The organism is Streptomyces sp. NPDC052396 (assembly GCF_044593195.1).
Taxonomy (GTDB): domain Bacteria; phylum Actinomycetota; class Actinomycetes; order Streptomycetales; family Streptomycetaceae; genus Streptomyces.
The window spans coordinates 256677-281076 of record NZ_JBIUAW010000006.1; the positions used below are offsets into that span (position 1 = coordinate 256677).

Consider the following 24400-nt stretch of genomic DNA (forward strand, 5'->3'; position numbering starts at 1 on the left):
TCGGCCATCGCTCATGGGACGCGTATCACCAGGGTGCCGCACATCTTGTCGGCGAAGGTCTGCTTCTTGGCGTCCCACAGCGGCCAGAGGTAGCCGAGGTAGAAGAACCCGTCGACCGCGTGGGCGAGGGAGCGGACGAACGAGCCGCCGAAGCCGGTGGGCTGTCCGTCCCGCTCCCGGACCACGGCTATACCCACCACCTTCTTGCCCAGCGTCTGGCCGGTCTTGCCCTGGCGGTAGAGCATCCACAGGCCGATGCCGATCGAGACCAGGAAGGCCAGACAGATGAGAGCGAAGCCCAGAACGATCTTTCCGTGGTCCGGAGTGCAGTAGCCGTGCTCGTACCCCCAGGAGTCGACCTCGCAGTCCCGCTGGGCCTGGGCGAGCATCACCACCCCGGTGATGATCAGAATCAGCGGTACCGCACCGCCGATCAGCGAGTCCAGCAGCACCGCGCCCACCCGGGACCACCAGCCGGCCAGCACCGGCTGCTGGTAGCCGTACGGACTCGCGGGGTACCCGGGGTATCCCGGGTACCCGGGATACGCCCCCGGCGCCGCGTAGCCGTACGGCCCGGGCGGCTGCTGTGGGTAGCCGGGGTAGGGCTGCTGGGGCGGATAGGGCGGGTACGAACCGGGCGGGTTCGGGTGAGTCACCTGGGTTCCTTCGACGAGGGTCAAGAGGGGCAACGGGTACGCGCCGGATCGCGCGGACTTCGCCCGCCGCCGGGAGCCCGGGGCCGGCCGCCGGGCCCGGGACCGCCGCCACGGCGGCGTCGGCGCAGATCATCGTGGCATATGACCTTTTCCCTGACGACCTGGATTGGTGGCTGCGGCACCCGATCCTGGAGGATGACCTCATGACCGCCCAGATTCTCGATGGCAAGGCCACCGCGGCCGCGATCAAGTCCGAACTCACCCAGCGCGTCCAGGCGCTGAAGGCCAAGGGCGTCACGCCCGGACTCGGCACCCTGCTCGTCGGTGACGACCCCGGCAGCACCTGGTACGTCAACGGCAAGCACCGCGACTGCGCCCAGGTCGGCATCAACTCGATCCGCCGTGAACTGCCCGCGACCGCCACCCAGGAGGAGATCGAGGCGGTCGTCCGGGAGCTCAACGACAACCCCGAGTGCACCGGCTACATCGTCCAACTCCCGCTGCCCAAGGGCATCGACACCAACCGGGTGCTGGAGCTGATGGACCCGGCCAAGGACGCCGACGGCCTGCACCCGATGAGCCTGGGCCGGCTGGTGCTCAATGAGACCGGCCCGCTGCCCTGCACCCCGGCCGGGATCATCGAGCTGCTGCGCCGCCATGGTGTCGAGCTCAATGGCGCCCATGTGGTGGTGGTCGGCCGTGGCATCACCGTGGGCCGCTCCATCGGGCTGCTGCTCACCCGCCGTTCCGAGAACGCCACGGTCACCCTCTGCCACACCGGCACCCGGGATCTGTCCGAGCACCTGCGCCAGGCCGACATCATCGTGGCGGCGGCCGGCGTCGGCCATCTGATCAAGCCGGAGGACGTCAAGCCGGGCGCGGCCGTGCTGGATGTCGGCGTCAGCCGGGACGGCGAGGGCAAGATCATGGGCGATGTGGACCCGGGGGTCGCCGAGGTGGCCGGCTGGCTGTCGCCCAACCCCGGCGGCGTCGGCCCGATGACCCGCGCCCTGTTGCTGGCCAATGTGGTCGAGGCCGCCGAGCGTGCCACCGGAACGAGCGATGCCGGCTGAGCCGGGGAAGCGGACGCCCCACGGGACGCCCCAGGAGGCGCCCGGTGAGACGCCCCGTAAGTCGCGTCGCTTCCCCCAGTTCACCCGGGACACCGCCCGCCCCGAGGGCGGCGGCCGCGCCGCGCCCGGCGGTGCCCCGGCGCCCGCCCGGCAGTGGCCGCTGCTGGCGGTGATGGGCCTGACCGGTCTGGGGCTGCTGATCGTCGCGGTGGACGGCTTCCGGGTCGGCACCCTGCTGATCGGGGTGGCGATGCTCGGCGGGGCGGTGCTGCGCTGGATGCTGCCGTCCGTCGGCATGCTGGCCGTGCGGTCCCGGTTCACCGACATGGTCATCTATGGCGGGCTGGGCCTGGCGATCGTGCTGTTGGCCCTGATGGCCCAGCCGCATGCCTGGCTGAAGATCCCGTTTTTGGATGACGTACTCCATTTCACGGTCTAGCTCACGGTCTGGCGAACCGGCTGTCCCTATCTTGATGACGAGCTCCCCCTTCCCCGTTCCATAAGAGCGGGGGCGGGGCGCTCGCACTGCCTCCTGGCGAGAGGGACGTTCCAGCCCATGACCAAGATCAAGGTGGCCGGCCCCGTCGTCGAGCTCGACGGCGACGAAATGGCCCGCATCATCTGGAAGTTCATCAAGGACAAGCTGATCCTGCCGCACCTCGATGTGGAGCTGAAGTACTTCGATCTGGGCATCGAGCACCGTGATGCCACCGGCGACCAGGTCACCGTGGACGCCGCCCATGCCATCAAGCGCCATGGCGCAGGAGTGAAGTGCGCGACCATCACCCCCGACGAGGCGCGGGTGGAGGAGTTCAACCTCAAGGCGATGTACCGCTCGCCCAATGGCACCATCCGCAACATCATCGGCGGCGTGATCTTCCGCGAGCCGATCATCATGGGCAATGTGCCGCGCCTGGTCCCGGGCTGGAGCAAGCCGATCGTGGTCGGCCGCCATGCCTTCGGCGACCAGTACCGAGCCACCGACCTCAAGGTCCCCGGCCCCGGCACCCTCACCCTGGCCTTCACCCCCGAGGACGGCTCCGACCCGGTCGAGCTGGAGGTGTACCGGTTCCCCGGGCCGGGGGTGGCGCTGTCCATGTACAACCTGGACGAGTCGATCCGCGACTTCGCCCGGGCCTCCTTCCGCTATGGGCTGGACCGCGACTACCCGGTCTATCTCTCCACCAAGAACACGATCCTCAAGAAGTACGACGGCCGCTTCAAGGAGCTCTTCCAGGAGGTCTTCGACGCCGAGTTCAAGGCGGAGTTCGACGCCCGGGGCCTGACCTATGAACACCGGCTGATCGACGACATGGTGGCCGCCGCGCTCAAGTGGGAGGGCGGCTATGTCTGGGCCTGCAAGAACTACGACGGTGACGTCCAGTCCGACATCGTGGCCCAGGGCTTCGGCTCGCTGGGCCTGATGACCTCGGTGCTGATGTCCGCCGACGGCCGCACCGTGGAGGCCGAGGCCGCCCATGGCACGGTCACCCGGCACTACCGCCGCCACCAGCAGGGCAAGGCCACCTCCACCAACCCCATCGCCTCGGTCTTCGCCTGGACCCGCGGCCTGGCCCACCGCGGCCGGCTGGACGGCACCCCCGAGGTCACCGCCTTCGCCCATACGCTGGAGCGGGTCTGTGTGGAGACCGTGGAGAGCGGCCAGATGACCCGGGACCTGGCCCTGCTGATCGGGCCGGACGCACCCTGGCTGACCACCGAGCAGTTTCTGGCGGCCATCGACACGGGTTTGCGCGGCCGGCTGTCGGCGGTTGCGGGTTCCTGACGGGCGTTCCCCGCGCCCCTGACGGGCGTTCCCCGCGCCCCCGACTGGGTTCCGCGCGCCCCTGACGGTGTTCCCTGCGCCCCTGACTGGGTTCCGCGCGCCCCTGACAGGGGACCACGGCCCGTCCCCTCCCCCGTGAGAGGACGGACCGCGGAGGACGGCGCGGGGTGGACCGCGCCGCCCGGCTGGTGTCCACCCACTGTGCTGCGCCACGTCCATGGCCGCCAGAGCCCGCCCGGGAGTTGGGCCATGCTGGGATGTCCCACGCGCTGAGCTGCGGAGACGCCGCATCCCCCGCGGTCGTTCTGGGACGGGCCGGCGCCCCCGCCACTGGCCTGAACTCGACCCTGCCACACACCGGTTGGCGATTCGGCGTCCGCATCTCGCCATCATGTGCGGCAGAAGAGGCCGCCGGCCTCAGGGATGTTTTCCTGCGTGTGGGGTGGAACATGCGCCGTTGGAAAGAACTGCCCGCTTCGCTGGACGAGCGGGTGCGTCAACTGGTGGTCCAGCTCCGCAGATTCAAGGATCGCGGCGGCTTCAGCCTGTCCGCCCTGGCGGCCAAGACCTCCTACAGCCGCTCCTCCTGGGAACGCTATCTGAACGGCAGGCAACTGCCGCCCCGCCAGGCCGTGGAGCAGCTGGCCCGGGTCTGCGCCGTGGACCCGGACCGGCTGCTGGTGCTGTGGGAACTGGCGGCCGCCGCCTGGCCCGAGCAGCCCGAGGGCGAGGGCGAAGACGGAGGCGAAAGCGAAGACGAGGGTGACCGAGACCGCCGGGCCCTGCGCCGTCAGGCCACCTGGATCAAGGCGCTGGCCGGGTCGGTGGCGGTACTGGTCATCGCCCTGGCTGTGCTGTTGCTGGTGGTACGGCCGTGGCAGAGCGAGACCACCGGGGCGGCCGGCCGGGCGCCGGGGGACGCCGGCTCCCCGTTTGTCTTCGTCCCCGGCCGCGCCTACCCCTGCCGGGTCACCCACCAGGACGGCGAACTGCGCGCCGGCTACAGCGGTACCCGCACCGTCCTGATGGAGCTCAAGAGCACCGGCTGGGAGGTACTGGAGGCACAGTGCCTGCTGCGCCACCACGGCTATGACCCCGGGGTGGCCGACGGGGACTACGGCCCACGCTCCCAGGACGCCGCCCGGCGCTTCCAGCACGACCGCGGCCTGGTCGTCGACGGCATCGTCGGACCGGACACCTGGAAGGAGCTGCGCCGGTGAGCGCCGAACGCCCGGTGCCGGGGGAGTGCACCCTACTCGCCGGTGAACTGCGGGAGTTGAGGGAGCGCACCGGTCTGAGCCTGGCCGCGCTGGCCGGGCGCACCCCGTACAGCAAGTCCTCCTGGGAGCGCTATCTCAATGGCAAGAAGCTGCCGCCCCGGCATGCGGTGGACGCGCTGTGCTCGGTGGCCGGCGAGCCCGCCGGGCGGCTGCTGGCCCTGTGGGAACTGGCCGAGCAGGCATGGAGCGGCCGGGCCGCCGTACCGCCGCCGCCCGCCCCCGAGGACACCGGCCGCCGCCGGTTCCACCGGGCCTATCTGTTCACCGGCGCCCTGGTCGTGGCCGCCGCCCTGGTCACCGGGCTGCTGCTCACCGCGGGCCGGCACGCCTCCAGTCCAGTGGAGAGCGGCAGTCTGGCCACCGGCTCGGGCTACCCCCAGTCCTACGCACCCGGCTGCCGGGGCCAGGAGTGCGAGGGCGCGGACCCGGCGGAGATGGGCTGCGGCGCCCAGGGCCTGGTGGACACCCTGCTCACCCACCAGGCGGCCGGCGGCCGGCGGATCGAGATCCGTTATGCCGCCCGGTGCGGGGCGGTCTGGGTACGGGCCATGCGGCTGCGGCTGGGCGACCGGGTGGAGCTGAGCCTGCCCGGCGCCCTGACCAAGGAGATCAAGGCGGTCGGCGAGCGGGACACCGAGGTCTACCGCTCCACCGCCATGACGGCCACCGACCGGCCGCGCGAGGCCCGGGTCTGCCTTCGCCCGGCCGAGGGCGCGCCGGACTGTGTCAGCCCGTCCGCCAAGGGGTGATCCGCTTGGCGTTCGGTGGCCGGTTCTCCACCCCCGTGGGAGAACCGGCCGCCGAACACGGTGTTCAGGATCATGAGCCGTCAATTCCGGATCAAGGTTCAGCCGGTCTCTGTGGCGGACGGGTGACGATCCCGCGACGACTCCTCCGCTTCGTCTCCGTACCGTCTCCGTCTCGTACCAATCGGACCGGGACGGCTGGAAATGCCGGGCGGATGCCTGACCGACAGCCGCAGGGGCGTGCGCCCGGCACATTGATCGACCCCAAACGCCACCGTGCGCCGCCTGGTTGGGAACTGCCATGCTGAGTTGTGGCATCCCCTGGGTAGCAGGCTTCGAGGCCATGAAGGGGCGTTACGGGTGGCACCGGGCAACAGTCCGGGTACGCACCGGGACAAGGGGAGGGCAATGCCTCGTTGGAGGGCGCTACCGGACGATCTCGACCCTCAAGTGCGCGCGTTCACCGAGCAGTTGCGCAGACTGGTCGAGCGCAGCGGGATGGGCATCGGAGCGGTCGCGGACCGCACCGGGTACAGCAAGACCTCATGGGAGCGCTATCTCAACGGCCGGCTGCTGCCGCCGCGCGGCGCGGTGGAGGCGCTGGCCGAGGTGACCGACACCAACGCCGCCCACCTGGGCACCCTCTGGGAGCTGGCCGAGCGGGCCTGGAGCCGCGCCGAGCTGCGGCATGATGTGACCATGGAGGCCGGGCGGGTCGCCGAGGCCAGGGCCGCGCTGTCCGCCGACGCGCCGTACGCCGACGTTCCGTCCGGCGACGTTCCGTCCGGCGAGGCTCCCTCCGCCGAGGTGCCCAAGGTGCCCGAGGCCCCCGCCACTCCCCAACCCCGCCCGAAGTCAAGCCCCTTGACCGCCTCCGGTGTGGACGTCCGGGACAAGGCCATCCCGCTCACCTCCGAGCGCCGCCCGTCCGGCCCGCGCCGCCGCACCGGACTGCTCGCCGTGATCGGGGTGGTCGGCGCCGCACTCGTGGTGGTCGCCGCGATGCTGCTGCTCGGCGGCTCCGACGACGCCAAGAAGGCCGGGCCGCCGCCGTCCGCCGCCCCCGGCACCACCCAGCCCGCCTCCGGCCTGTCCGACCGGGCCCGGTGCGACGGCGCCGCCTGCAACGGCAAGGACCCCGAGTCCATGGGCTGCGGCGGCCAGTACGCCTCGACCGCCGGCTCGGCCACCGTCGGCACCTCCTATCTGGAGGTCCGCTACAGCAAGTCCTGCGGCACCGCCTGGGCCCGGATCACCCAGGGCACCCCCGGCGACACCCTCAAGGTCACCGCCGCCACCCTCACCGGCCGGGGCCGGATACAGCGCGGCACCGACGGGCACACCACCATGGTCGCGGTCTCCGGGCCGGAGCAGGCCAGGGCCTGCGCCGTACTGAGGTCGGGACGCACCGGCTGCACCGTGGCGCACACCGGGTCCACCGCCCCGCTGGCCTCGCCCGTCACCGGTGGGTGAGGCGTCGTGAGGCGTCCCACACCGGGTCGGCGATACGAGCTGTGCCCCGTCGGATAGCCTGACGCCGGATCTCACGCACACCGGGATCCGCACCGATGGGCAGGGACACCCACCCCAGTTCGCAGCAGGAGACCGCCATGACCCGCACTCCCGTCAATGTCACCGTCACCGGCGCGGCCGGTCAGATCGGCTACGCGCTGCTCTTCCGCATCGCCTCCGGTCACCTCCTCGGCGCGGATGTGCCGGTCAAGCTGCGACTGCTGGAGATCCCGCAGGGCCTGAAGGCCGCCGAGGGCACCGCCATGGAGCTGGACGACTGCGCCTTCCCGCTGCTGCGCGGCATCGAGATCACCGACGACCCCAATGTGGCCTTCGACGGTGCCAACGTCGCCCTGCTGGTCGGCGCCCGCCCCCGTACCAAGGGCATGGAGCGCGGTGACCTGCTGGAGGCCAACGGCGGCATCTTCAAGCCGCAGGGCAAGGCCATCAACGACCACGCCGCGGACGACATCAAGGTCCTGGTCGTCGGCAACCCGGCCAACACCAACGCCCTGATCGCCCAGGCCGCCGCCCCGGACGTGCCGCGCGAGCGCTTCACCGCGATGACCCGCCTGGACCACAACCGCGCCGTCACCCAGCTGGCCAAGAAGACCGGCGTCGCCGTCTCCGAGATCCGCAAGCTGACGATCTGGGGCAACCACTCCGCCACCCAGTACCCGGACATCTTCCACGCGGAGGTCGCCGGCAAGAACGCGGCCGAGGTCGTCAACGACGAGCAGTGGCTCGCCGACACCTTCATCCCGACCGTCGCCAAGCGCGGCGCCGCCATCATCGAGGCCCGTGGCGCCTCCTCGGCCGCCTCCGCCGCGAACGCCGCCATCGACCACGTCCACACCTGGGTCAACGGCACCGCCGAGGGCGACTGGGCCTCCATGGGCATCCCCTCGGACGGCTCCTACGGCGTCCCGGAGGGCCTGATCTCCTCCTTCCCGGTCGTCTGCAAGGACGGCAAGTACGAGATCGTCCAGGGCCTGGAGATCAACGACTTCTCCCGCGCCCGCATCGACGCCTCGGTCCAGGAGCTGACCGAGGAGCGCGACGCGGTCCGTGAGCTCGGCCTGATCTGAGCGGTCTGACTCACCCAGGGCGGCCCCCGGCTACGGAGGCCGCCCTTTGTCATGCCCCGCCGCGCATGGCCGCCCGCACCGCTGCCGCGCCCCGTCGGGCCGCGGACCCGTCCCAGCTCTCCGCCCCGCGCTGCCCGGGCACCATGGCGCGCCACCCCAGCTCCACCGGCGGCGCCTGCGGCAGCTTCCGCCGCAGCCGGTCACCCACCAGCGCCGCCGGATGGTGCACCGGCTCCGGCAGCCCCGTGGTCAGCTGCTCCCGCAACTGCCGCGCCCCCGCCCCGCGCAACAGCCAGTCCGCGGCCAGCGGGGCCAGCTGCTCCACCTCCCGCCCGGTCAGCGGCAGCCTTGGCTCCCGGCTGGACACGGACGCCAGGATCAGCGCGCCGCGCTCCACCAGCTCCTCCGGCAGAAAGTCGCGCGGAGTCGGCGGCGGAGCGGACTGCGGAGCCGGCTGCGGATCCGGCTGCGGCCGGGTGGGCGGGTGGGTATCAGTCTTCCCCTCAGTGTTAGGGGGTTGACCACCGACCGCCCGCCCCCTCGGCCGACCGACGACCGGCTTCCTGCCACTCGGCGGTGGCGGTCGGTCGCCGTCCCGGATCGCGGCCGCCTCATCCCCCGTCAACGGGGTGTTGGCGATCAACTGGGTGGTCACCCATCTTCCGCCCGGCCCCTGCCGCCGCCACTCGTGCGCATAACCCTCCTGGCACAGCTGCGACTTGGCCCGCTGAAACGCGGTGGGCTTGATCCCGGCCCGGCGGGCCGCCTCCGAGAGACAGAGCTCACCGGTGTCCGGCTGCGACAGCAGCCAGAGGAGGAGGCGGACGGCTTCCGAGGATAGGCGCGGGTGCCGGATGATCTCGTTCGGAACCTGGGTGAAGTGGGTTGTTGTAGCGATAACATGGCGCAGCATTGCCGGGTTCCTCCTGTGAACTTTGGTGGTGTAGGCCCTCGCGTGTCCTCTGATGACATGGCGAGGGCCGCTGTCGTTCTCGGGCTGTGACGGGTCGAGCGTATCGCCAACTTGACTAGAGACGGCGGGAGTTCGGGGAGCGGCTTTGCTTGCGCTGGGGGCGCGTATGGGTTGGCGTGAGCTGTAGCGCTTCTTTTGCGCCGCTGGCGCGAATGGTGTCGCTGATGAGGGAGGCGTGCGATGTCGCAGACGGTGCCGAGCTTTGACGAGCTGCTCGACTCGGCCCGACGTTCCGCAGTCCACCTGGAGATGCGAGACGTCTACGCGGTGGCGGAGGAGCGCGAGCACCTTGCTGGTTGGAGTCGGGGCGAACCGGCGGACGATCCCAACTCCGCGTAGTGGCGCGCTTGGGTGGACCTCGTCATAAACGGTGCCTGCCCGGACGCGTGCACGCTACGTTTGGCGATGGTCTGCCGCGTCGGCACAACCGTCATAACGAGGGGGGCTTGTGGTCGCGGACCGGGGAGTCGACTTATCGCGCTTACGGCGCCTGGCGCGGGCCGCGTTGATATTGGCCCTGCTCACGGTTCCGTCGGTGGACGCGGTGGCTGCGACGCGCGACGGGACGCCGAGCAGCCCCCGACTGGTGCTTGACGACAGCTCGTTTGAGGTGGGCGCCAACCCCGGGTTCGCCATCGAGGGAATGAGCGGGACCTGGGACGAGGTGGAGGTCACTTCGGCTGCCCTGGTCAAGACCCTGCGACTGCACCCTGAGCGGCCTGGCGCCGCGCGTTCCGATGACCCCTTCCTCCCGGACGCGCGGGTCGGGATCCGCAGCGGAATCGCACCGGGAAGCTACCCGGTTACCGCGACCCTCCACGGGCGCACCGTGGCGACGGCGCGGCTGAAGGTCGTACCGCAGGGACCGGCTCAGGTCAGGCGGCTCGACCTGGAGCCCCGGGGGAAGAAGGCCCATGCCGGGGAGAAGGTGTTGGTGGTCCTCTCCGACGATCATCCGGCCCCGGACGAGCAGGCGTTGACGGTTGAGTCCGATGCCTTCGGCAGGCCTCGTCGCATCAGGGAAGACAGCCCGGACGACCCGTGGTGCAAGTGTGATGACGGCGCCACGGTCTATGCCGGACGCATCGCCGTGCCGAAGGGCACGCCTTCGGGGACCTATAACGTCGTGGTCATCAGTCACCACGGCCGGAAAAAGACGATCAGGACGCTCGCGGTGGACGGCGACAACAATGGGTTCGACGCCTGGACTCCGTGGATCTTCGCGGGCGGGGCGGGGACGGCCGTCCTGGGGGCGGGGGTTTGGCTCGCCGTTTGGAAGCGGCGTCGCCCGCCGGCCGTCGGCGCGGAATGACAAGAGTGGCGATGCGGTGCGCGCCGGTGCGGCGTTACCGGGGCTCGCCCGGGACATGTGCCCGAACGCCGCCCCAGCGCGGCGTCCCGCTTATGGAACGGGCGCCGCGTATCCCTTGCTACGGGCGATTGGTGACTTTCCGGCCTGTGTGGTGTGGCCGCCACCGTGGAGTGCGCTGGAGCCCAGGACGATCCTGAATGCGGCAATGGTCATGGCGATGAAGGCGCTGAGGCGCTTGCTGAGGTTCATCGGTTCTCCGCTGTCTTTCTGCTGGCCTATCGTTTCAAGAGTTCGCTCACCGAGCCGCCGTTGACCTTTCGTACCTGATCAGCGAGTTGTCGGTCGTCAGGCACGAACTTCTCTGCGGGCCCACAGCAGGTCGCCGCAACCGCCGTCGCTATTGCCCATGGCGCTGACCGTCCCCTTTCCGGAAATGGAAAGGGGAGGGGGATGCGCCACGGAACCTACAACGGCGTTCTGATTGCATCCAGTTCCTCCTTGCACAGTGAGGCCGTAGTTCGGGTGCCGGAACGCACAGTGTCCGAGCGGCCGGACGGCAGGCCAACGCTCGCGCGGTGGATCTGCGGCGTCAGATGCGGGCAGTGCGTGCGCGGTCTGCTCACGGTGCGCGCCGCCGCTCCTCTGCTGACGTTTATGGCAACTGCAATGAAGTCGCCCAAACCGTCTGTGGAAACCTCTGTTCAATATGTGGCGGCGGGGTTGTCGCTGCGGAATCGGGCTTGGCGGCAGGCGCGGAGGGTGGTGCATGTCGTGAGCAGTCCCTTCAGCTGCCAGGGGCGGGCGAGGCGCGCACCCGTCGATACGGCGGGAAGTCCTTCGGCAAGTGCGGCTACTTGATGCCGATGTCAGTTACGTAGCGGACGAGCATCGAGCATCACGCGGTGGCAGTAGCCCTTCGGCCGCCCATCCTGGCCCTGACCGCCGTGCAGTGGAAAGCTATGCGGACATGCGGTGCCATCACGGGGGCACCGCACGCCAGAACAGGGACCGCACGCGTCGGATGTGCGCATTCCGCCGACCTGAGCTGTGCCCTCGTGTCCAGAAGCACCGGGTGGACGGTGCCACCCTGCTCGATGTCGCGCCGGCCGACTGCGCCCACCTGCTGGGTCTGGCTTCGGAGCACCTGCAGGACGACCAATACCGGCCGCCGGCCACCTCGGTTGCCGTCCGGGGCTCTGTGGAACCGACTTCTGGCTGCTCGGCGACGCCACGTTGCTGATCAACCACTTCACGGGTCAGACAACTCGGCGACGGCGGTAGTAGGCGTAGGTAAGAGCAAGCACGATCGGGCCCCACAGCATCACCGGGCTGATGCACACCCGTGCCAGGGCCACCCACCAGATATTGCTGAAGGCGACCTCGTGAAAGCCCAGCAGATCGAACCAGGCGAGGGGCATGGTGTCCCACAGTGCGACCAGGCCCAGTCCGCCCAAGGCCGCCGGAATGATCGCGGCGAGCGGGGCAACCCGCCGGCCACCGATCAGCGGCAGCCAGTCCGGGACTCTCTCGCCCCACCCGCTGACCAGGCCGGTGCAGAGCAGTGCCAGTGCCTCGGTGAGCACGCTCAGCCCGAATACATAGGCGCCGCCCCACCACGGTATGGGCCGCGCCGACGGATCCACCGTTCCCATCGTGAAGCCAAAGGCGAAGGGCAACCGCCACAGGCAGTGCGGCAGGAGGATGAAGGGAAGCGCTTTGGCGAGTCGGAGCGCCCAACGCGGTACCGGGCGCTCGGTGTTGCCCAGAGGGAGGTGAATCGGCATGACTCCACCGTCGCCGAACCCCGACGACAGGGGATCGGCCGCGTGGACGATCGTGATCCCCCACGCGGGGGAGTCACCGTCCGACTTCGCGGACCGCTCTCGCATGACCAAAACCGCGCCTCTCACTACGTCATGTGACGCATTGCCCCCAACTATGCGGTGGCGGTTGCATGGTTGTGGACCTCCGGTGGGGAGCTGGAGGGCAGATCATGTCCAACGTGGGGGGAAAATGAGGGGAAAAACGAACCGGAGCACCACCAGACGGGTGCGGGCCGCCCTGAGCGCGGCGGTTGTGGTCTGCGCGGTCACGGCGGCGCTGCCCGGAGCCGCCTCGGCCGCGCCCGCGGGCGTCGCGGGTGACCGCGCGGCCGGTGTCGAGAGGGTCAGTGTCGCGGCCGACGGAAGCCAGGGCGACGACAACTCCGCCGATGCCTCGATCACGCCCGACGGCCACCGCATCGTCTTCTCGTCCTCGGCGAAGAACCTCACGCCCGATCAAACGACGGGCGGGGACAAAGTGTTCGTCCGCGACCAGCAGACGCGAAAGACCACACGGATCGGGTATCTGACCACGCTCCAGCCTCCGGTGATCAGCGGTAACGGGGAATACGTCGCCTATACGGTGAAGTGGATGAACAGCGTGCGGATTCGCCAGTACCAGGTGGGCACGGGAAAGACGATTTCCGCCGACTGCTGGGTCAGCTGCGACCAGCCGTCGATGAGCTCGGACGGCCGCTACACCGCCCTTGCCAACCTCGTCAGCAGAACGTCGCCCAGCCAGCGCATCGAGGTTCATGACTGGACCGCCCGCACCACCGCGACCGTCGCCACCCTCGACCACAACCAGCCCTCCCGGCCGTCCATCAGCGGCGACGGCCGCTATGTCGCCTACCAGGACGGCGAGGCGGGGAACGTCTTTGTGTGGGACCGGACGAGCGGCACCACCTCCGACCCGATCGAGGGCCCCGACGGGGCGACACTCGTCCAGCTCAGCGACAACGGCACCAAGGTTGTCTACACCTCGGGCTCCGACACCTACGTCCACGATGTGCCCTCGGACACCGACCAACTGGTGCCCGGTGTACGGGGCGTGGCCATCGACCCCACCGGCCGCTATCTGCTGTACGCCCCGAGCGACACCACCGGATCGTCACTCACTCTGCGCGACCTGCAGACGGACACCGACAAGGTCGTCTCGGACCGGCCCGCCTCGGCCGGGGCCCACGCGGTCAGCGCCGATGGGCGGGATGTGGTCTTCCAGTCCACGGCCGGCGACATCGTGCCCGGCGGCACCAACGGCAAGTCGCATGTATTCGTCCGCCACTTCAGCTGATCGCTCCGGCTGCGGCATCCGGCGGCAACTCCCGCGCGGGACAAGGCCGCCACGGCCTGCCTGACCATGGGCAGGCCGTGGCGGCCACGCGGCCGAGGATGCGCGGCCGAGGGTGCGCCCCGCTCCCGGTGGCGCGGTGGTCAGACGATGCCGTCGGCCACATTGGGCAGTGTTACCAGCTGCGTCCCCAACGCCCCGGCCGTGATCACTCCATCTGCCAGAGCCGTGACCGTGCCGCCCAGCACATTGGCGTCGACATCCGCCTCGGCCGGCGCCGCCAGTGCGGCACCGCCCAGGCAGAGCAGGGCAGTTGCGGCGACCGTGGTCAGAAAACGGCGAACGGGGGTCATACACACTCCTCGGAGGCGGCGCACGGCATGGCAGGACCACCGGGGCATACCTCCGGCAGAACCGCACCATGCGCCGCACGCGCCCGGGCGCCGGCCGGCGTCACCGTGCGCCCCGGGACCGTCAACCGCCCCGGTCCACGGCCCCGCAGGGCGTAGTCAGTGCCTGGGCCTACTGTGTGCCGCATGAAGATCGAATCCCTTCTCGGGGACCTGGAGAGCGACGACGCCGCGCGTGTGGCGGCCGCGGCCGCACGGCTGGCGGAGCAGGCCGACAGCGTGGTGCCGGCGCTGCTGAGGGGGCTCGCCGAGGTGCGGCGAAGCGCTGATCTGGAGCCGGTGGTACGGGTGTTGCGGCAGATCGGGCCGCCGGCCTTTGACGCCCTGCTGGCGGCGTGGGGCCGCAAGGAGGTGGCGGACTGGCAGGCGGGCCGGCTCCTCGCGGTGTTCGACGAGCGCTGCGCCGACCAGTACGCGGCGCTGGCGGCCGATCCGGACTACGGGAGGTCGGGCAATGGCTTCCAGGGGCTCCACCGGCTGCGGGTGGACTCCGAGGCCGGACTGCGGGCCCTGGTGGAGAGCTATGCCCGGGGCCGCCTCATCCCTTACAAGGCGGCTGACTACGCCCTCCTGATGCGCGACTCCTTCCGGCCACGGCTGCGCTCGCTGCGCCGCGACCCGGCCGCGTCGCCGAGCACCCGGCGGGGCGCGCTGGCGGCGCTGGTGGCGGGCGGCGGCGCCGACGCGCTCGACGGCCGTGACCGCGCGGCGATCGAGCGGCTGATCCGGGTGAAGATCCCGTATGAGACCCCGTCGCTCCCGGCGCCGATCCTCAGCGGTTGGTGGTTGGCCGTGCCCGGGGCGTCCTACGAGGGCGTCTTCGAGGCGCTGGATCTGCACGACCGGCGTCCCATCACGGTCTCCGCCGGCGTCCATGCGACGGATGGGGAGGACATCCGGATAGCCGGGCCGGACGGCGCCGGCCGCACCGTGGGGCGGGCCTTCATCACCCCGGAGCTGGACGGCTGGCGCCTGGTCTTCGGCCCCTTCGACCTGCTCGTCGGCGAGCTCTGGGACGACATGGTCGAGACGGTCGAGCGGGTCAGCGCCCACTGCGGCCAGGCACAGTTCTTCTTCCTGGACGACGCCGGCGGCTCCGATGTGTGGATGGCCGCCGAGAACGGCCGGGTGATCCGTCAGTATGTGGCCGAAGGCGACCCCGAATGGGAGGGCGACCCGCTGCCGTGGGAGACCCTCGCGGTCGACGACCCGGACTTCGACCCCGAGTACGACGAGGCCCCGCCCAACGCGGGCACCGCGGGCGCCCGGTCCGCCTGCGAGTACCTCTCGGTCGACCCCGGCGAGGTGGGCCCGGACACCCGGGTACGCGGCCATGGCTGGCTGGCCCTCACCGCACCGGGCGTCGGCCATGGCGCGTTCCCCGGGACGCTCCGCATCTGAGGTGCGCTGCCGGCGGCGTCGGCCACCGGCACGGCCCGGCCGGCACGCGGTGTACCAGGCAATCACCGGATGAGGGAGCCGAGTTGGCTTTCATGGGCGCTGACGCGTAGAACCGCAGCAACGGACCGCCGGCAGCTCACCTGGTCAGGGAAGCCCCATTCGACCGCCGGACGGTCAAGAGGTGGGAACAACGCCCGTGCAACGGGGGTCCCAGTGCTCGGCGTAGCCGACAATATAGTTTCCGGTCTGCGGGCCGACGACACCGTCAGGGGCGATGCCGAAGTCCTTCTGAAATTCCATCACCGCATTTTCCGTGGCGTTCCCGAACTGGCCATCCACCTTGACGGACACGCCACGGCTGGTCCCGCCCCAGTAATCCACCGCCGCCTGCACGCAACGCACGCCGTACCCGTAGTCCCCGATCTCGATGGGGTTGATCCCCGGCGCAGCGCTCGCCGACGTGGTGCTTGCCATGGCCGCCAGAAGCATGGCGCCCATGGCAACCGATCCTCTACGAAGTGTCTTCTTCATGGGGTACTCCCGTATGTTCGCAACGGCCGGTGGCGCGGTTCCGCAGCAGAGGCTCTGGCCCGCTGGGTCCTGGCGTACGTCCCGCGTCGCCGTGCAGGTGAAAGCCAAGGCGATGTGAGACGGAGACAGCGGGGCTCCAAGCGTCAGGAAGGAGCCTCGCCCTGTTGGGTCCGCGCCGCCGCCGGGCGGTGGTGGCCGCAAAGGCCCGCGGGGGCGGAGCCGGGACCGGCGGTGGCGCGGTGTATACGCAGGGGGCCTCTGGTCAGCAAGGCCCGCCCTCGCGGACGCCCGGCCTGACCCACCCATGGATGAGTTGGATGGGTTTATGACAGGTCCTTGCGAATACCCCTGAAGGCTAAGGCGGAATGACATCCGATCAGAGGGACCTCGCATGACAAAAGGGGGACCACACACGTCACATATGCGCATTCCGCTGACCTAAGCTGTGCCCTCGTGTCCAGAAGCACCAAGGACGGCACCACGTCCTCCGCCATCACCCGTCTGACGGTGGACGGTGCCACCCTGCTCGAGGTCGCGCCGGCCGACTACGCCCACCTGCTGGGTCTGGCTCCGGAGCATCTGCACGACGACCGTTACCGGCCGCCGGTCACCTCGGTCCTCCAGGTCTGGGAGTTGCTCACCGCCAAGGCCCCCTGGCCCGAGGTGGCCCGGCTCCTGGTGCGGCGGTCGCACCTCGGTGCCCTGGGGGTCTGGGACTATGTGCTCACCTCCGCCCCCACCCTCCTCGACGGCATCAAGGACGCCTCAACTCACCTGGGCGTCATGGCCGATGTGGCCAACGAGGCCATCGAGGTCGTGGAGAACGGCCGGCAGGTCACCATCACCCATGTGAGCCGGGCCGACAGCAGCTATGAGGTCGCCTGCGCCCGCCGTGCCTACTGCCTCGGGCTCTACCAGCGGAGGCTCAGTGAGGCCGCTCGCCGGCGCCTTGTCCCGGTCCGGGTCTCGCTGGCCGCCGAGACCCCGCGCGATCACACACCGCTGGTCGAGCTGTACGGGACCCGGTCCATTGACTTCAAGGCGCCCCTCAGCTCGATCACCTTCCTCGCCGCGGACCTGTGCGCCCCGGTGCCCTATGCGGCGCCGGGCCTGTCGGTACTGCTGCGCAGACAGGCCGAGTTGGCCCTGGACGCGGCCATCCCCCTGCACAACTGGCTGGACGTCTTCCGGGCCGCCGTGCGGGCGGCGCATACCGAGGACGGCATGACGCTCTGCTCGGTGGCACGGCGCCTGGGGCTCAGCCCCCGCACACTGCAACGCCGCCTTGAAGAGCATGGCACCAACTGGCGGGACCAGGTTGAGGATGTGCGCCGCGAGCAGATCACCCACCTGCTGCGGAACACCGACCTCAGCATGGAGTCCATCGCCGCCCGCGCCGGGTACGCCGATACCCGTGCGCTGCGCCGGGCGGTCCAGCGCTGGTACGGCCATACTCCGGCCGTGCTCCGTCAGTCGCTGACCGCCGCCACCCGGAAGGCGTGAGCCGGGATCCGCACCGCTTGCCCGCTCACCCGCACCCGGGCGTCCTCCGGGCCGACTCCCAGGGTGAGTTCGCTGGGCCGGCCCATGTCCTCGCCCTGGCGGATGGTGAGCGTGGTGGCCGTCTCCACCAGGCCCAGGGTGCGCAGGTAGCCGCCGAAGGCGGCGGCCGCGGCGCCGGTGGCCGGGTCTTCCACCACACCGCCGACGGGGAAGGGGTCCCGGGCGTGGAAGCGGTCCTCGGACTCGCGCCAGACCAGGTGGACGGTGGTCCAGCCGGCCGCCCGCATCACGGTGCCGAGCGCGTCGAAGTCATAGTCCAGATCGGCCAGTCGGGCGCGTGAGCCGGCGGCCAGCACCAGATGCTCATTGCCGCCGAAGGCGACATGGGGCGGCAGCGCCGGGTCGAGGTCGGAGGGGTCCCAGTGCAGGGCGGCCAGCGTCGCCGACACCTCGGCGGCGGTGGCCGGGCGGGAGTGGGCCGGGACGCTGGTGAGGGTGGCCCGTATCGCGCCCCGGTCATCGGCGGTGGCCTCCACCCGAATCTCACCGGCGGGGGTGTCGAAGAGCAGCTCACCGGGGCCGATGCGCTCGGCGAGGGCCACGGCGGTGGCGATGGTGGCGTGCCCGCAGAAGTCCACCTCGGCCAGCGGGCTGAAGTAGCGGACGGTGAAGCGGCGTTGGGCGGTGTCGAGGGCGGTGAGGAAGGCGGTTTCCGAGTAGCCGGTCTCGGCGGCGATCGCCAGCATGCGCGGTTCGTCGAAATCACGGGCGTCGAGCACGACACCGGCCGGGTTTCCGCCGAGAGGGGTGGCGGTGAAGGCGGTGTAGTGCAGGACTTCGGCGGTGAGGTTCATGGGGACCAGCTTGCCGGGCTGAGGCCATCGTGGCCAACGATGGTTCTTCATCACATCGATCGAGGATGCCGATAGGGTGCGGCGGCATGGACACCCGAGTGCTGCACACCTTCACCGCCCTGGCCAGAACGGGCAGTTTCACCTCCACCGCCGCCGAGCTGCATCTGGCCCAGTCCACGGTGACGGTCCAAATACGTGCCCTGGAGCGGGAATTGGGAGCGCGGCTCTTCGACCGGCTGCCCAGGGGCGCGCTGCTCACCGAGGCGGGGCGGCGGCTGCTGCCACGGGTCGAGGACGTACTGGCGGCGGAGTCACGGCTGTTGGCGGCGGCGCAGGAGGACGGGCCGGTCGCGGGGCGGGTGGTGATCGGGGCGGGGGAGACCCTCTGTTCCGCCCATCTGCCGGGAGTGGTGGCGGCGCTGCGGGACCGGCACCCGGAGGTGGAGGTGCAACTGGAGCCCTGTGGCACGGCCGAGGCCGTGGCGGGGCTGCGGTCCGGACGCCTGGATCTGGCGCTGATGCTGGAGGAGCGGCCGGACTTCGCCGAGCTCACGGCCCGGCGCATCGGCGCCGAGCCGCTGGTGCTGCTGTGTGCCCCGGGGCACGGGCTCGCTGGGCCGGTCGGTGCGGTGGGGTGGGCGGAGCTGGCGCGGGAGAGCTTCTTCCTGCATGAGCAGGGCTGTTCCTACAGCGACCGGCTCGCCCGCGAACTGCTGGCCGTCCCCGGCGCCCGCCCCCGGCTGACCCGGTTCGGCAGCATCGAGGCCGCCCGCGCCTGTGTGGCGGCGGGCCTGGGCCTGACCGTACTGCCCCGGACCAATGTGGCGGACGCGCTGCGGGACGGCAGGCTCACCGTGGTCAACGGGCCCGTGCTGGGGGAGGTCTCCGTTCACCTGGCGCGCCACCGGCGCCGCACGCCCTCCCGGGCGGCCGGGGCGGTGGCGGACGAGGTGGCGCGGCACTTCGTGGGGAAGCCGGCTTAGCCGAAGCCGGGGCCTCAGCCCTTGGGCTGGGTGAAGCGGATCCGGTTGCCGAAGGGGTCGCGCAGGCCGCAGTCCGTCCCGTACGGGCGCTCGGTGGGCTCCTCGGTGAACTCCACGCCCTGGGCCAGCAGCGTCTCGTAGGTCTTGCGGCAGTCGTCGGTGTTGAGGATGAGCCAGCCGCCCATGGCGCCCTTGGTCACCAACTCGCGTACCTGCTCGGCCGTTTCCTCCGACATCGCCGGAGCGCCCGGCTTCTCCAGCAGGATCTGGCGCTCCGGGTGGCCGGGGACGCAGACGGTCAGCCAGCGCATAAAGCCCAGGTTGACATCGGCGGCGACCTCCAGGCCGAGCTTGCCGACATAGAAGTCGAGGGCCTCGTCCTGGTCGAGGACGTATATCTGGGACTGGGTGATGGCGTTGAACATGGGGACAACGCTAGTGGCCGGGGCGGCGGAAAACTTATCCAGAACTGCTCGACCCGGTCTGGCCACTGGGCCGGGTCCACGCCATGGCGAAGCAGGCCGGTACTGCGATGGCCGCCGTCTCCTTGCGGTACGTCCGCGGCGACCGGCCGACGATCTCGCGGAAGGTGCGGCTGAAGGTGCCCGGGCTGCCGAAGCCGACCTCGAAGCAGATGTCGGTGATGCTGCGGTCGGTCTCCCGCAGCAGGAACATCGCCCGCTCCACCCGGCGCCGTTGCAGATAACGGTGCGGCGTCTCACCGAAGGTGGCCCGGAAGACACGGATGAAATGCGCCTCGGAGACAAGGGCGATCCGGGCCAGCGCCGGGACGTCCAGGGGCTGCGCATAGGCGCGGTCCATCGCGTCCCGGGCCCGCAGCATGCGGCGGTTGGTCTCTTCCACGGCGCGGCTCACGGTGTCATCCCATCATGACGACCAGACGCCCGCCGCCGCGGCCTCCTTGGCGAAGTCCGCGAAGTCTCGTGGCGGGCGGCCCAGTGCACGGCTCACTCCGTCCACAAGCTGTGCGTTACGGCCGTCGGTGATCAGGGTGAGCAGGTCGGCGAATTCCAGGGGGAGTTGGTTCTCGGCGAGGAAGGCGCGGAAGGCATCGTCCGGGATGGGGAGATAACGGATGTCGCGATCGGTGGCCTTGGACAGTTCGGCCGTCACCTCATGGAAGCTCAGCAGGCGGGGGCCGGAGAGCTCATAGATCTCGCCGGTGTGACGGTCGTCGGTGAGGGCGGCCACCGCCACATCCGCGATGTCGTCGGTGTCCACAAAGGGTTCCACGGCGTCACCGGTGGACAGGGCCAGCTCTCCGGCGCGTATCGCGTCCAGGAAGAAGCCCTCGCTGAAGTTCTGGTTGAACCAGCTGGCCCGCAGCACCGTCCAGTCCGCGCCGGACGCCTGGAGGGCGCGTTCGGCGGCCTGGGCGCCCTCCTCGCCGCGCCCGGAGAGCAGGACCAGGCGTCGGGCGCCGGAGGCGACGGCGGCCTCGGCGAAGGCCGCGATGGTCTCCCGGGCGCCGGGAAAGCCCAGGTCGGGCTGGTAGGCGACATAGACGGCACGGACGCCGTCCAGGGCGGCCGGCCAGCCGGCCGGGGACTGCCAGTCGAAGGCGGGGGTGGCGGCACGCGAACCGATGCGGACGGCCAGACCACGGGCGGCCAGCCGCCGGGCCACCTTCCGGCCGGTCTTGCCGGTGCCGCCGAGGACGAGGATGGGGTGTGGAGTCATGACTCAAGCCAAGCGCAGGGGAGTTGGATGGACCATGGCCGTCGCGCTCCTTCGCATAAGCGAGCGTCTCGGGTCCAGGCCGGCGCACCGCGCTCCGGGGGGTGTAGCCAGCTATACCTTCAAGACTGCATCGCCTGTCATTGAGCCACCCCCGCCCGGACTGATGTGCTGTGATCATGAACGTCGCGGACTTTGCTGTGGAACTCCGATCGGTTCGCCGGACCTACCGGCGTGGGCCCGAACCGGTCATCGGCCTGGACGAGGTGAGTGTCGGGTTCCCCTTCGGTACCTTCACCGCCGTCATGGGCCCCTCCGGTTCCGGCAAGTCGACCCTGCTGCGGTCCGCCGCCGGCCTGGAGCCGATCGACCAGGGTGAGGTGAGGGTCGACGGCACCGTCCTGGGCGGCCTGCGCGACAACGAGCTGACGGTGCTGCGCCGGGAGAGGATCGGCTTTGTCTTCCAGTCCTTCAACCTGCTCCCCGCCCTGACCGCGGCGCAGAATGTGGCACTTCCGGCCAAGCTGGCGGGCCGTCACCCCGCGGCGTCCGAGGTGAGCGCCGCCCTGGCCGCGGTCGGCCTCGCCGGCCGGGCCGGACACCGGCCGGGCGAGCTCTCCGGCGGTCAGCAGCAGCGCGTCGCCATCGCCCGTGCGCTGATCACCCGCCCGGCGGTGCTGCTGGCCGACGAACCGACCGGCGCGCTGGACACCAAGAGCGGGCGCGAGGTCCTCGCCCTGCTGCGCACCATGGCCGACGACCCCAGCCGGGCCGTGGTCATGGTCACCCACGACCCGGTCGCCGCCTCCTATGCCGACCGCGTGATCTTCCTCCGGGACGGCAGGCAGGCCGGCTCGCTGAAGCGGCCCACCGCCGAGCAGATCGCCGCCCGGATGACCGCGCTGGAGGCCGTGGCATGCTGAGCCTCGCCCTCGCCGGCATCAGGCTGCGCCGGGCCTCGTTCGTCGGCAGTTTTATCGCGCTGGCCTGCGGCGTCGCCCTGATGGCCACCTCCATCCTGGTCATCGGTGCCACCTCCGGCGTGCCCGATCAGGGCCGCCAGCGCTTCTCGCGGGCCCCGGTCCTGGTGACCGCGAACCGGACCATCGACGCCAACGCCGCCGGCGGCGGCACCGGGCCGACCCCGGTCGCCATCCAGCAGGGCCTGCCGGCCGCGCTGATCGCCGCCGTGGCCAGGACCGGCCGGACGGTCGAGGACCGCACCTTCTACGCCCAGCTCGCGGACGGCCCGAGTGAGCAGGTCGGACGCGCCTGGTCCAGCGCGGCCCTGGGCGGATACCGGCTGGCCGCCGGCTCGGCGCCGTCCGCCGACGACCAGATCGTCATCGGCGGGGGCCGCCCGGACCAGATCGGTCAGCGGGTCCGGTTCGTCACCGCCGACGGCCCGCACACCGCGACGGTCTCCGGCGTCACCGAGGCGGCGCCGTTCGAGCACGCCGTCTTCTTCACCGACGCACAGGCCGCCCGGTACTGCCCCGCCGTCGGCGTGCTGGCCGCCTTCGGCCCCGCCGACTCGGTGCGCCGGGCCGTGGACGCCGCCGGCGGCGCGCGAGTCGCCCGGGTGCTCACCGGCTCCGGGCGCAGCCAGGCGGACCCGCACTACGCCGAGGTCAGCAGCCGGCTGAACGATGTGCAGACCCCGCTCGGCCTCGCCGCCGCGGTCTCCGGCGGCACCGCCGTATTCGTGGTGGCCGGCACCTTCGCGCTGTCGATCGCCCAGCGCCGCCGCGAACTCGCGCTGCTGCGGCTGATCGGCGCCACCCGCAAGCAGCTGCGCACCCTGGTCAACCGGGAGGCCCTGGTGGTCGGCGTACTGGCCTCCGTCACCGGGTGCGTGCTCGGCGCGGCCGGGGCGCCGCTGGCCGGCCGGTGGCTGATCAACCACCACATGGTCCCGGCCGGCTTCACCGTCCCGGTCTCCTGGTGGGGGCTGCTTGCCGCGGCCCTGATCGGGCTGCTGACCGCGATGAGCGGCGTGGTGCTCTCCTCGCTGAAGGCCGGCCTGATCAACCCGGTTGAGGCACTGATGGAGGCGGACGCCGAACGGCGCTCGCGGGGCGCGCTGGCCTTCCGCTGGCTGAGCGGCCTGCTGGTGCTCGGCGGCGGGATCGCGGCCCTGGTGATCACGGCCCGGAACTGGCCGGACGCCGCGGCCAACGCCGCGGACTCGCTCGGTCTGCTGCTGGCCGTCGTCGCCGGCTGTGTGCTGCTGGCGGGCGTGCTGGCCGGCCCGGTGATCCGGACGCTGACGGCGCTGCCCGCCCTCTCGGCCCGGCTGCGCGGGCGCCCGGCCGGGGACGGGGGCGGCATCGTCTGGGCCACCGCCCGGCAGAGCTCGCTGACCGCCTTCCGGCGCACCGCCGCCACCACCACGCCGGTGGTGCTGGTCATCGCCTTCGCCGGCTGCCTGCTCGGCAGCATCGACACCATCAACCGCTCGCAGGTCACCGAGGTCCGCAACCAGCTGTCCGCCGCCGACTTCGTGGTCACGCCGGCCGGCACGCCCGGGCTGAGCCGGGCCGTGGTGGACCGTGTCCGCGCCGTACCCGGTGCGCGGGCCCTGGTGATCACCCCGACCTCCGTGATGGCCGACCAGGACGGCGAGGCCGTGCCTTTCCGCGCCGCGACGGCGGACGCCACCGCGCTGGCCGCGGTCGACCGCCTGCCGGTCGTCGCGGGCTCGCTCACCGGCCTCGGCCCCGACTCGATCGTGCTCAGCCGCACCTGGCCCGGCTCGCCCCGGGCCGGGCAGCGGGTGCCGGTCCGGCTGGCCGACGGCACCCCCCGCACCCTGCGGGTCGCCGCCGTCCTCGGCACCGGCGCCGAAGCCACCCAGGCCTGGGTGACCGGACCCAACGCCGTCACCGGCGGCGTCGGCGGCCCGGCCCTGGCGAGCCAGATCCACCTGCGGCTGCTGCCCGGCGCCGACCGGCAGCAGACCGCCACCGCCCTGCGGACGGCCGTGCACGGGCTGGGTGCCCGGCTCGCCACCCCCGAGGAGATCTGGTCGACGGCCACCGACAGCAATGAGAAGGCGTCCTGGGACGCTCTGCTGATGATCCTCGGCCTGGCGATCTGCTACGCGGCCATCGCCCTGGCCAACTCGCTGGTCATGACGGTCACCGACCGCAAGCGGGAGCTGGCCCTGCTGCGCCTGGCCGGCGCCACCAAGGCCCAGGTGCTGCGCACCGTCGCTGTAGAGACGCTGATGTGTGTGGCGGCCGGCACCGTCCTCGGCGTGCTCGGCACGGCCATCAGCATCGGCGGCTCCTGGGCGGCCCTGACCCACCTGGTCGGCCCGACGCCCGCGGTCGTGCCCTGGGAGGTGATGGGCGTGCTCGCCGCCTGCTGCGCGGCCATCGCGCTCACCGCGGCCGTGCTGCCGGCCGCGCTCGCCCTGCGCGGCCGGGACGGCCGGAACATCCTGAGCGGGGCCGCCGGCGCGGCCTGACCGTCGAA

Annotated in this window: 25 protein-coding genes; 16 read left to right on the forward strand and 9 right to left on the reverse strand. The window is 71.2% G+C overall.

The window, feature by feature from the left end; genetic code table 11:
- Positions 1-11: 11 nt before the first annotated feature.
- Positions 12-656, reverse strand: coding sequence for an RDD family protein (locus ACIHFE_RS17740; protein WP_400107475.1), 645 nt, complete (start codon positions 654-656; stop codon positions 12-14).
- 203 nt (positions 657-859) lie between these two features.
- Here ACIHFE_RS17740 and ACIHFE_RS17745 point away from each other — a divergent pair, with 203 nt between their 5' ends.
- The 7 genes from ACIHFE_RS17745 to ACIHFE_RS17775 all read left to right on the forward strand — a co-directional run bounded on the left by ACIHFE_RS17745 (position 860) and on the right by ACIHFE_RS17775 (position 8141).
- The gene (locus ACIHFE_RS17745) at positions 860-1729 is read left to right on the forward strand and encodes a bifunctional methylenetetrahydrofolate dehydrogenase/methenyltetrahydrofolate cyclohydrolase (protein ID WP_400107477.1); all 870 of its coding nucleotides are present in this window, start codon (positions 860-862) and stop codon (positions 1727-1729) included.
- The gene (locus ACIHFE_RS17750) at positions 1719-2168 is read left to right on the forward strand and encodes a DUF3017 domain-containing protein (RefSeq protein WP_400107479.1); all 450 of its coding nucleotides are present in this window, start codon (positions 1719-1721) and stop codon (positions 2166-2168) included. The genes ACIHFE_RS17745 and ACIHFE_RS17750 overlap by 11 nt, the downstream gene beginning before the upstream one ends.
- Positions 2169-2285: 117 nt before the next feature.
- A complete protein-coding gene (locus ACIHFE_RS17755) occupies positions 2286-3515 on the forward strand; it encodes an NADP-dependent isocitrate dehydrogenase (RefSeq protein WP_400107481.1) in 1230 nt (409 codons plus the stop codon).
- A 449-nt stretch (positions 3516-3964) separates the two neighbouring features.
- The gene (locus tag ACIHFE_RS17760; protein ID WP_400107483.1) at positions 3965-4735 is read left to right on the forward strand and encodes a helix-turn-helix domain-containing protein; all 771 of its coding nucleotides are present in this window, start codon (positions 3965-3967) and stop codon (positions 4733-4735) included.
- Complete coding sequence (locus ACIHFE_RS17765; protein WP_400107485.1) at positions 4732-5544, forward strand: helix-turn-helix domain-containing protein; 813 nt, start codon at positions 4732-4734, stop codon at positions 5542-5544. Before ACIHFE_RS17760 ends, ACIHFE_RS17765 begins: the two co-directional genes overlap by 4 nt.
- A gap of 405 nt (positions 5545-5949) precedes the next feature.
- Complete coding sequence (locus tag ACIHFE_RS17770; RefSeq protein WP_400107487.1) at positions 5950-7014, forward strand: helix-turn-helix domain-containing protein; 1065 nt, start codon at positions 5950-5952, stop codon at positions 7012-7014.
- Between the two features lie 137 nt (positions 7015-7151).
- Positions 7152-8141: a malate dehydrogenase gene (locus tag ACIHFE_RS17775; protein ID WP_400107489.1), complete on the forward strand. Its 990-nt coding sequence runs from the start codon at positions 7152-7154 to the stop codon at positions 8139-8141.
- Positions 8142-8190: 49 nt separating this feature from the next.
- Here the strand turns inward: ACIHFE_RS17775 and ACIHFE_RS17780 are convergent, their stop codons facing one another.
- The gene (locus ACIHFE_RS17780; RefSeq protein ID WP_400107491.1) at positions 8191-9054 is read right to left on the reverse strand and encodes a hypothetical protein; all 864 of its coding nucleotides are present in this window, start codon (positions 9052-9054) and stop codon (positions 8191-8193) included.
- Between the two features lie 240 nt (positions 9055-9294).
- Here ACIHFE_RS17780 and ACIHFE_RS17785 point away from each other — a divergent pair, with 240 nt between their 5' ends.
- From ACIHFE_RS17785 to ACIHFE_RS17795, 3 genes are all read left to right on the forward strand, one after another.
- The gene (locus tag ACIHFE_RS17785; protein ID WP_400107493.1) at positions 9295-9453 is read left to right on the forward strand and encodes a DUF6879 family protein; all 159 of its coding nucleotides are present in this window, start codon (positions 9295-9297) and stop codon (positions 9451-9453) included.
- A gap of 196 nt (positions 9454-9649) precedes the next feature.
- The gene (locus tag ACIHFE_RS17790; RefSeq protein WP_400107495.1) at positions 9650-10426 is read left to right on the forward strand and encodes a hypothetical protein; all 777 of its coding nucleotides are present in this window, start codon (positions 9650-9652) and stop codon (positions 10424-10426) included.
- A gap of 153 nt (positions 10427-10579) precedes the next feature.
- Complete coding sequence (locus ACIHFE_RS17795) at positions 10580-10753, forward strand: hypothetical protein (protein WP_400107497.1); 174 nt, start codon at positions 10580-10582, stop codon at positions 10751-10753.
- A 929-nt stretch (positions 10754-11682) separates the two neighbouring features.
- Here the strand turns inward: ACIHFE_RS17795 and ACIHFE_RS17800 are convergent.
- Complete coding sequence (locus ACIHFE_RS17800) at positions 11683-12210, reverse strand: hypothetical protein (protein WP_400107499.1); 528 nt, start codon at positions 12208-12210, stop codon at positions 11683-11685.
- A gap of 229 nt (positions 12211-12439) precedes the next feature.
- On the opposite strand from ACIHFE_RS17800, the gene ACIHFE_RS17805 reads away from it, so the two are divergent.
- Complete coding sequence (locus tag ACIHFE_RS17805; RefSeq protein ID WP_400107501.1) at positions 12440-13543, forward strand: hypothetical protein; 1104 nt, start codon at positions 12440-12442, stop codon at positions 13541-13543.
- A 140-nt stretch (positions 13544-13683) separates the two neighbouring features.
- On the opposite strand, the gene ACIHFE_RS17810 is transcribed toward ACIHFE_RS17805, so the two are convergent.
- A complete protein-coding gene (locus ACIHFE_RS17810) occupies positions 13684-13893 on the reverse strand; it encodes a hypothetical protein (protein WP_400107503.1) in 210 nt (69 codons plus the stop codon).
- A 183-nt stretch (positions 13894-14076) separates the two neighbouring features.
- Between ACIHFE_RS17810 and ACIHFE_RS17815 the strand changes: the two genes are divergently transcribed.
- A complete protein-coding gene (locus ACIHFE_RS17815) occupies positions 14077-15351 on the forward strand; it encodes a hypothetical protein (protein WP_400107504.1) in 1275 nt (424 codons plus the stop codon).
- Positions 15352-15525: 174 nt separating this feature from the next.
- On the opposite strand, the gene ACIHFE_RS17820 is transcribed toward ACIHFE_RS17815, so the two are convergent.
- On the reverse strand, positions 15526-15882 hold the full coding sequence (locus tag ACIHFE_RS17820; protein WP_400107506.1) for a peptidoglycan-binding protein: 357 nt from the start codon (positions 15880-15882) through the stop codon (positions 15526-15528).
- 453 nt (positions 15883-16335) lie between these two features.
- Here ACIHFE_RS17820 and ACIHFE_RS17825 point away from each other — a divergent pair, with 453 nt between their 5' ends.
- Positions 16336-17385: a helix-turn-helix domain-containing protein gene (locus tag ACIHFE_RS17825; RefSeq protein WP_400107508.1), complete on the forward strand. Its 1050-nt coding sequence runs from the start codon at positions 16336-16338 to the stop codon at positions 17383-17385.
- On the opposite strand, the gene ACIHFE_RS17830 is transcribed toward ACIHFE_RS17825, so the two are convergent.
- The gene (locus ACIHFE_RS17830) at positions 17352-18239 is read right to left on the reverse strand and encodes a PhzF family phenazine biosynthesis isomerase (RefSeq protein WP_400107510.1); all 888 of its coding nucleotides are present in this window, start codon (positions 18237-18239) and stop codon (positions 17352-17354) included. The two genes, ACIHFE_RS17825 and ACIHFE_RS17830, sit on opposite strands and share 34 nt — an antisense overlap.
- Positions 18240-18325: 86 nt before the next feature.
- Between ACIHFE_RS17830 and ACIHFE_RS17835 the strand changes: the two genes are divergently transcribed.
- A complete protein-coding gene (locus ACIHFE_RS17835; RefSeq protein WP_400107512.1) occupies positions 18326-19222 on the forward strand; it encodes a LysR family transcriptional regulator in 897 nt (298 codons plus the stop codon).
- A 14-nt stretch (positions 19223-19236) separates the two neighbouring features.
- Here the strand turns inward: ACIHFE_RS17835 and ACIHFE_RS17840 are convergent, their stop codons facing one another.
- Genes ACIHFE_RS17840 through ACIHFE_RS17850 form a run of 3 tightly spaced genes read right to left on the reverse strand, consistent with a single transcriptional unit; the run spans position 19237 to position 20923 of the window.
- Positions 19237-19647, reverse strand: a complete 411-nt coding sequence (locus tag ACIHFE_RS17840) for a VOC family protein (protein ID WP_400107514.1) — start codon at positions 19645-19647, stop codon at positions 19237-19239.
- A gap of 34 nt (positions 19648-19681) precedes the next feature.
- Complete coding sequence (locus tag ACIHFE_RS17845) at positions 19682-20098, reverse strand: helix-turn-helix domain-containing protein (RefSeq protein ID WP_400107516.1); 417 nt, start codon at positions 20096-20098, stop codon at positions 19682-19684.
- 12 nt (positions 20099-20110) lie between these two features.
- Positions 20111-20923: an NAD(P)H-binding protein gene (locus ACIHFE_RS17850; RefSeq protein WP_400107518.1), complete on the reverse strand. Its 813-nt coding sequence runs from the start codon at positions 20921-20923 to the stop codon at positions 20111-20113.
- Between the two features lie 176 nt (positions 20924-21099).
- Here ACIHFE_RS17850 and ACIHFE_RS17855 point away from each other — a divergent pair, with 176 nt between their 5' ends.
- A complete protein-coding gene (locus ACIHFE_RS17855) occupies positions 21100-21843 on the forward strand; it encodes an ABC transporter ATP-binding protein (RefSeq protein WP_400107520.1) in 744 nt (247 codons plus the stop codon).
- On the forward strand, positions 21837-24392 hold the full coding sequence (locus ACIHFE_RS17860) for an FtsX-like permease family protein (protein WP_400107522.1): 2556 nt from the start codon (positions 21837-21839) through the stop codon (positions 24390-24392). Before ACIHFE_RS17855 ends, ACIHFE_RS17860 begins: the two co-directional genes overlap by 7 nt.
- The last annotated feature ends 8 nt before the right edge of the window (positions 24393-24400 follow it).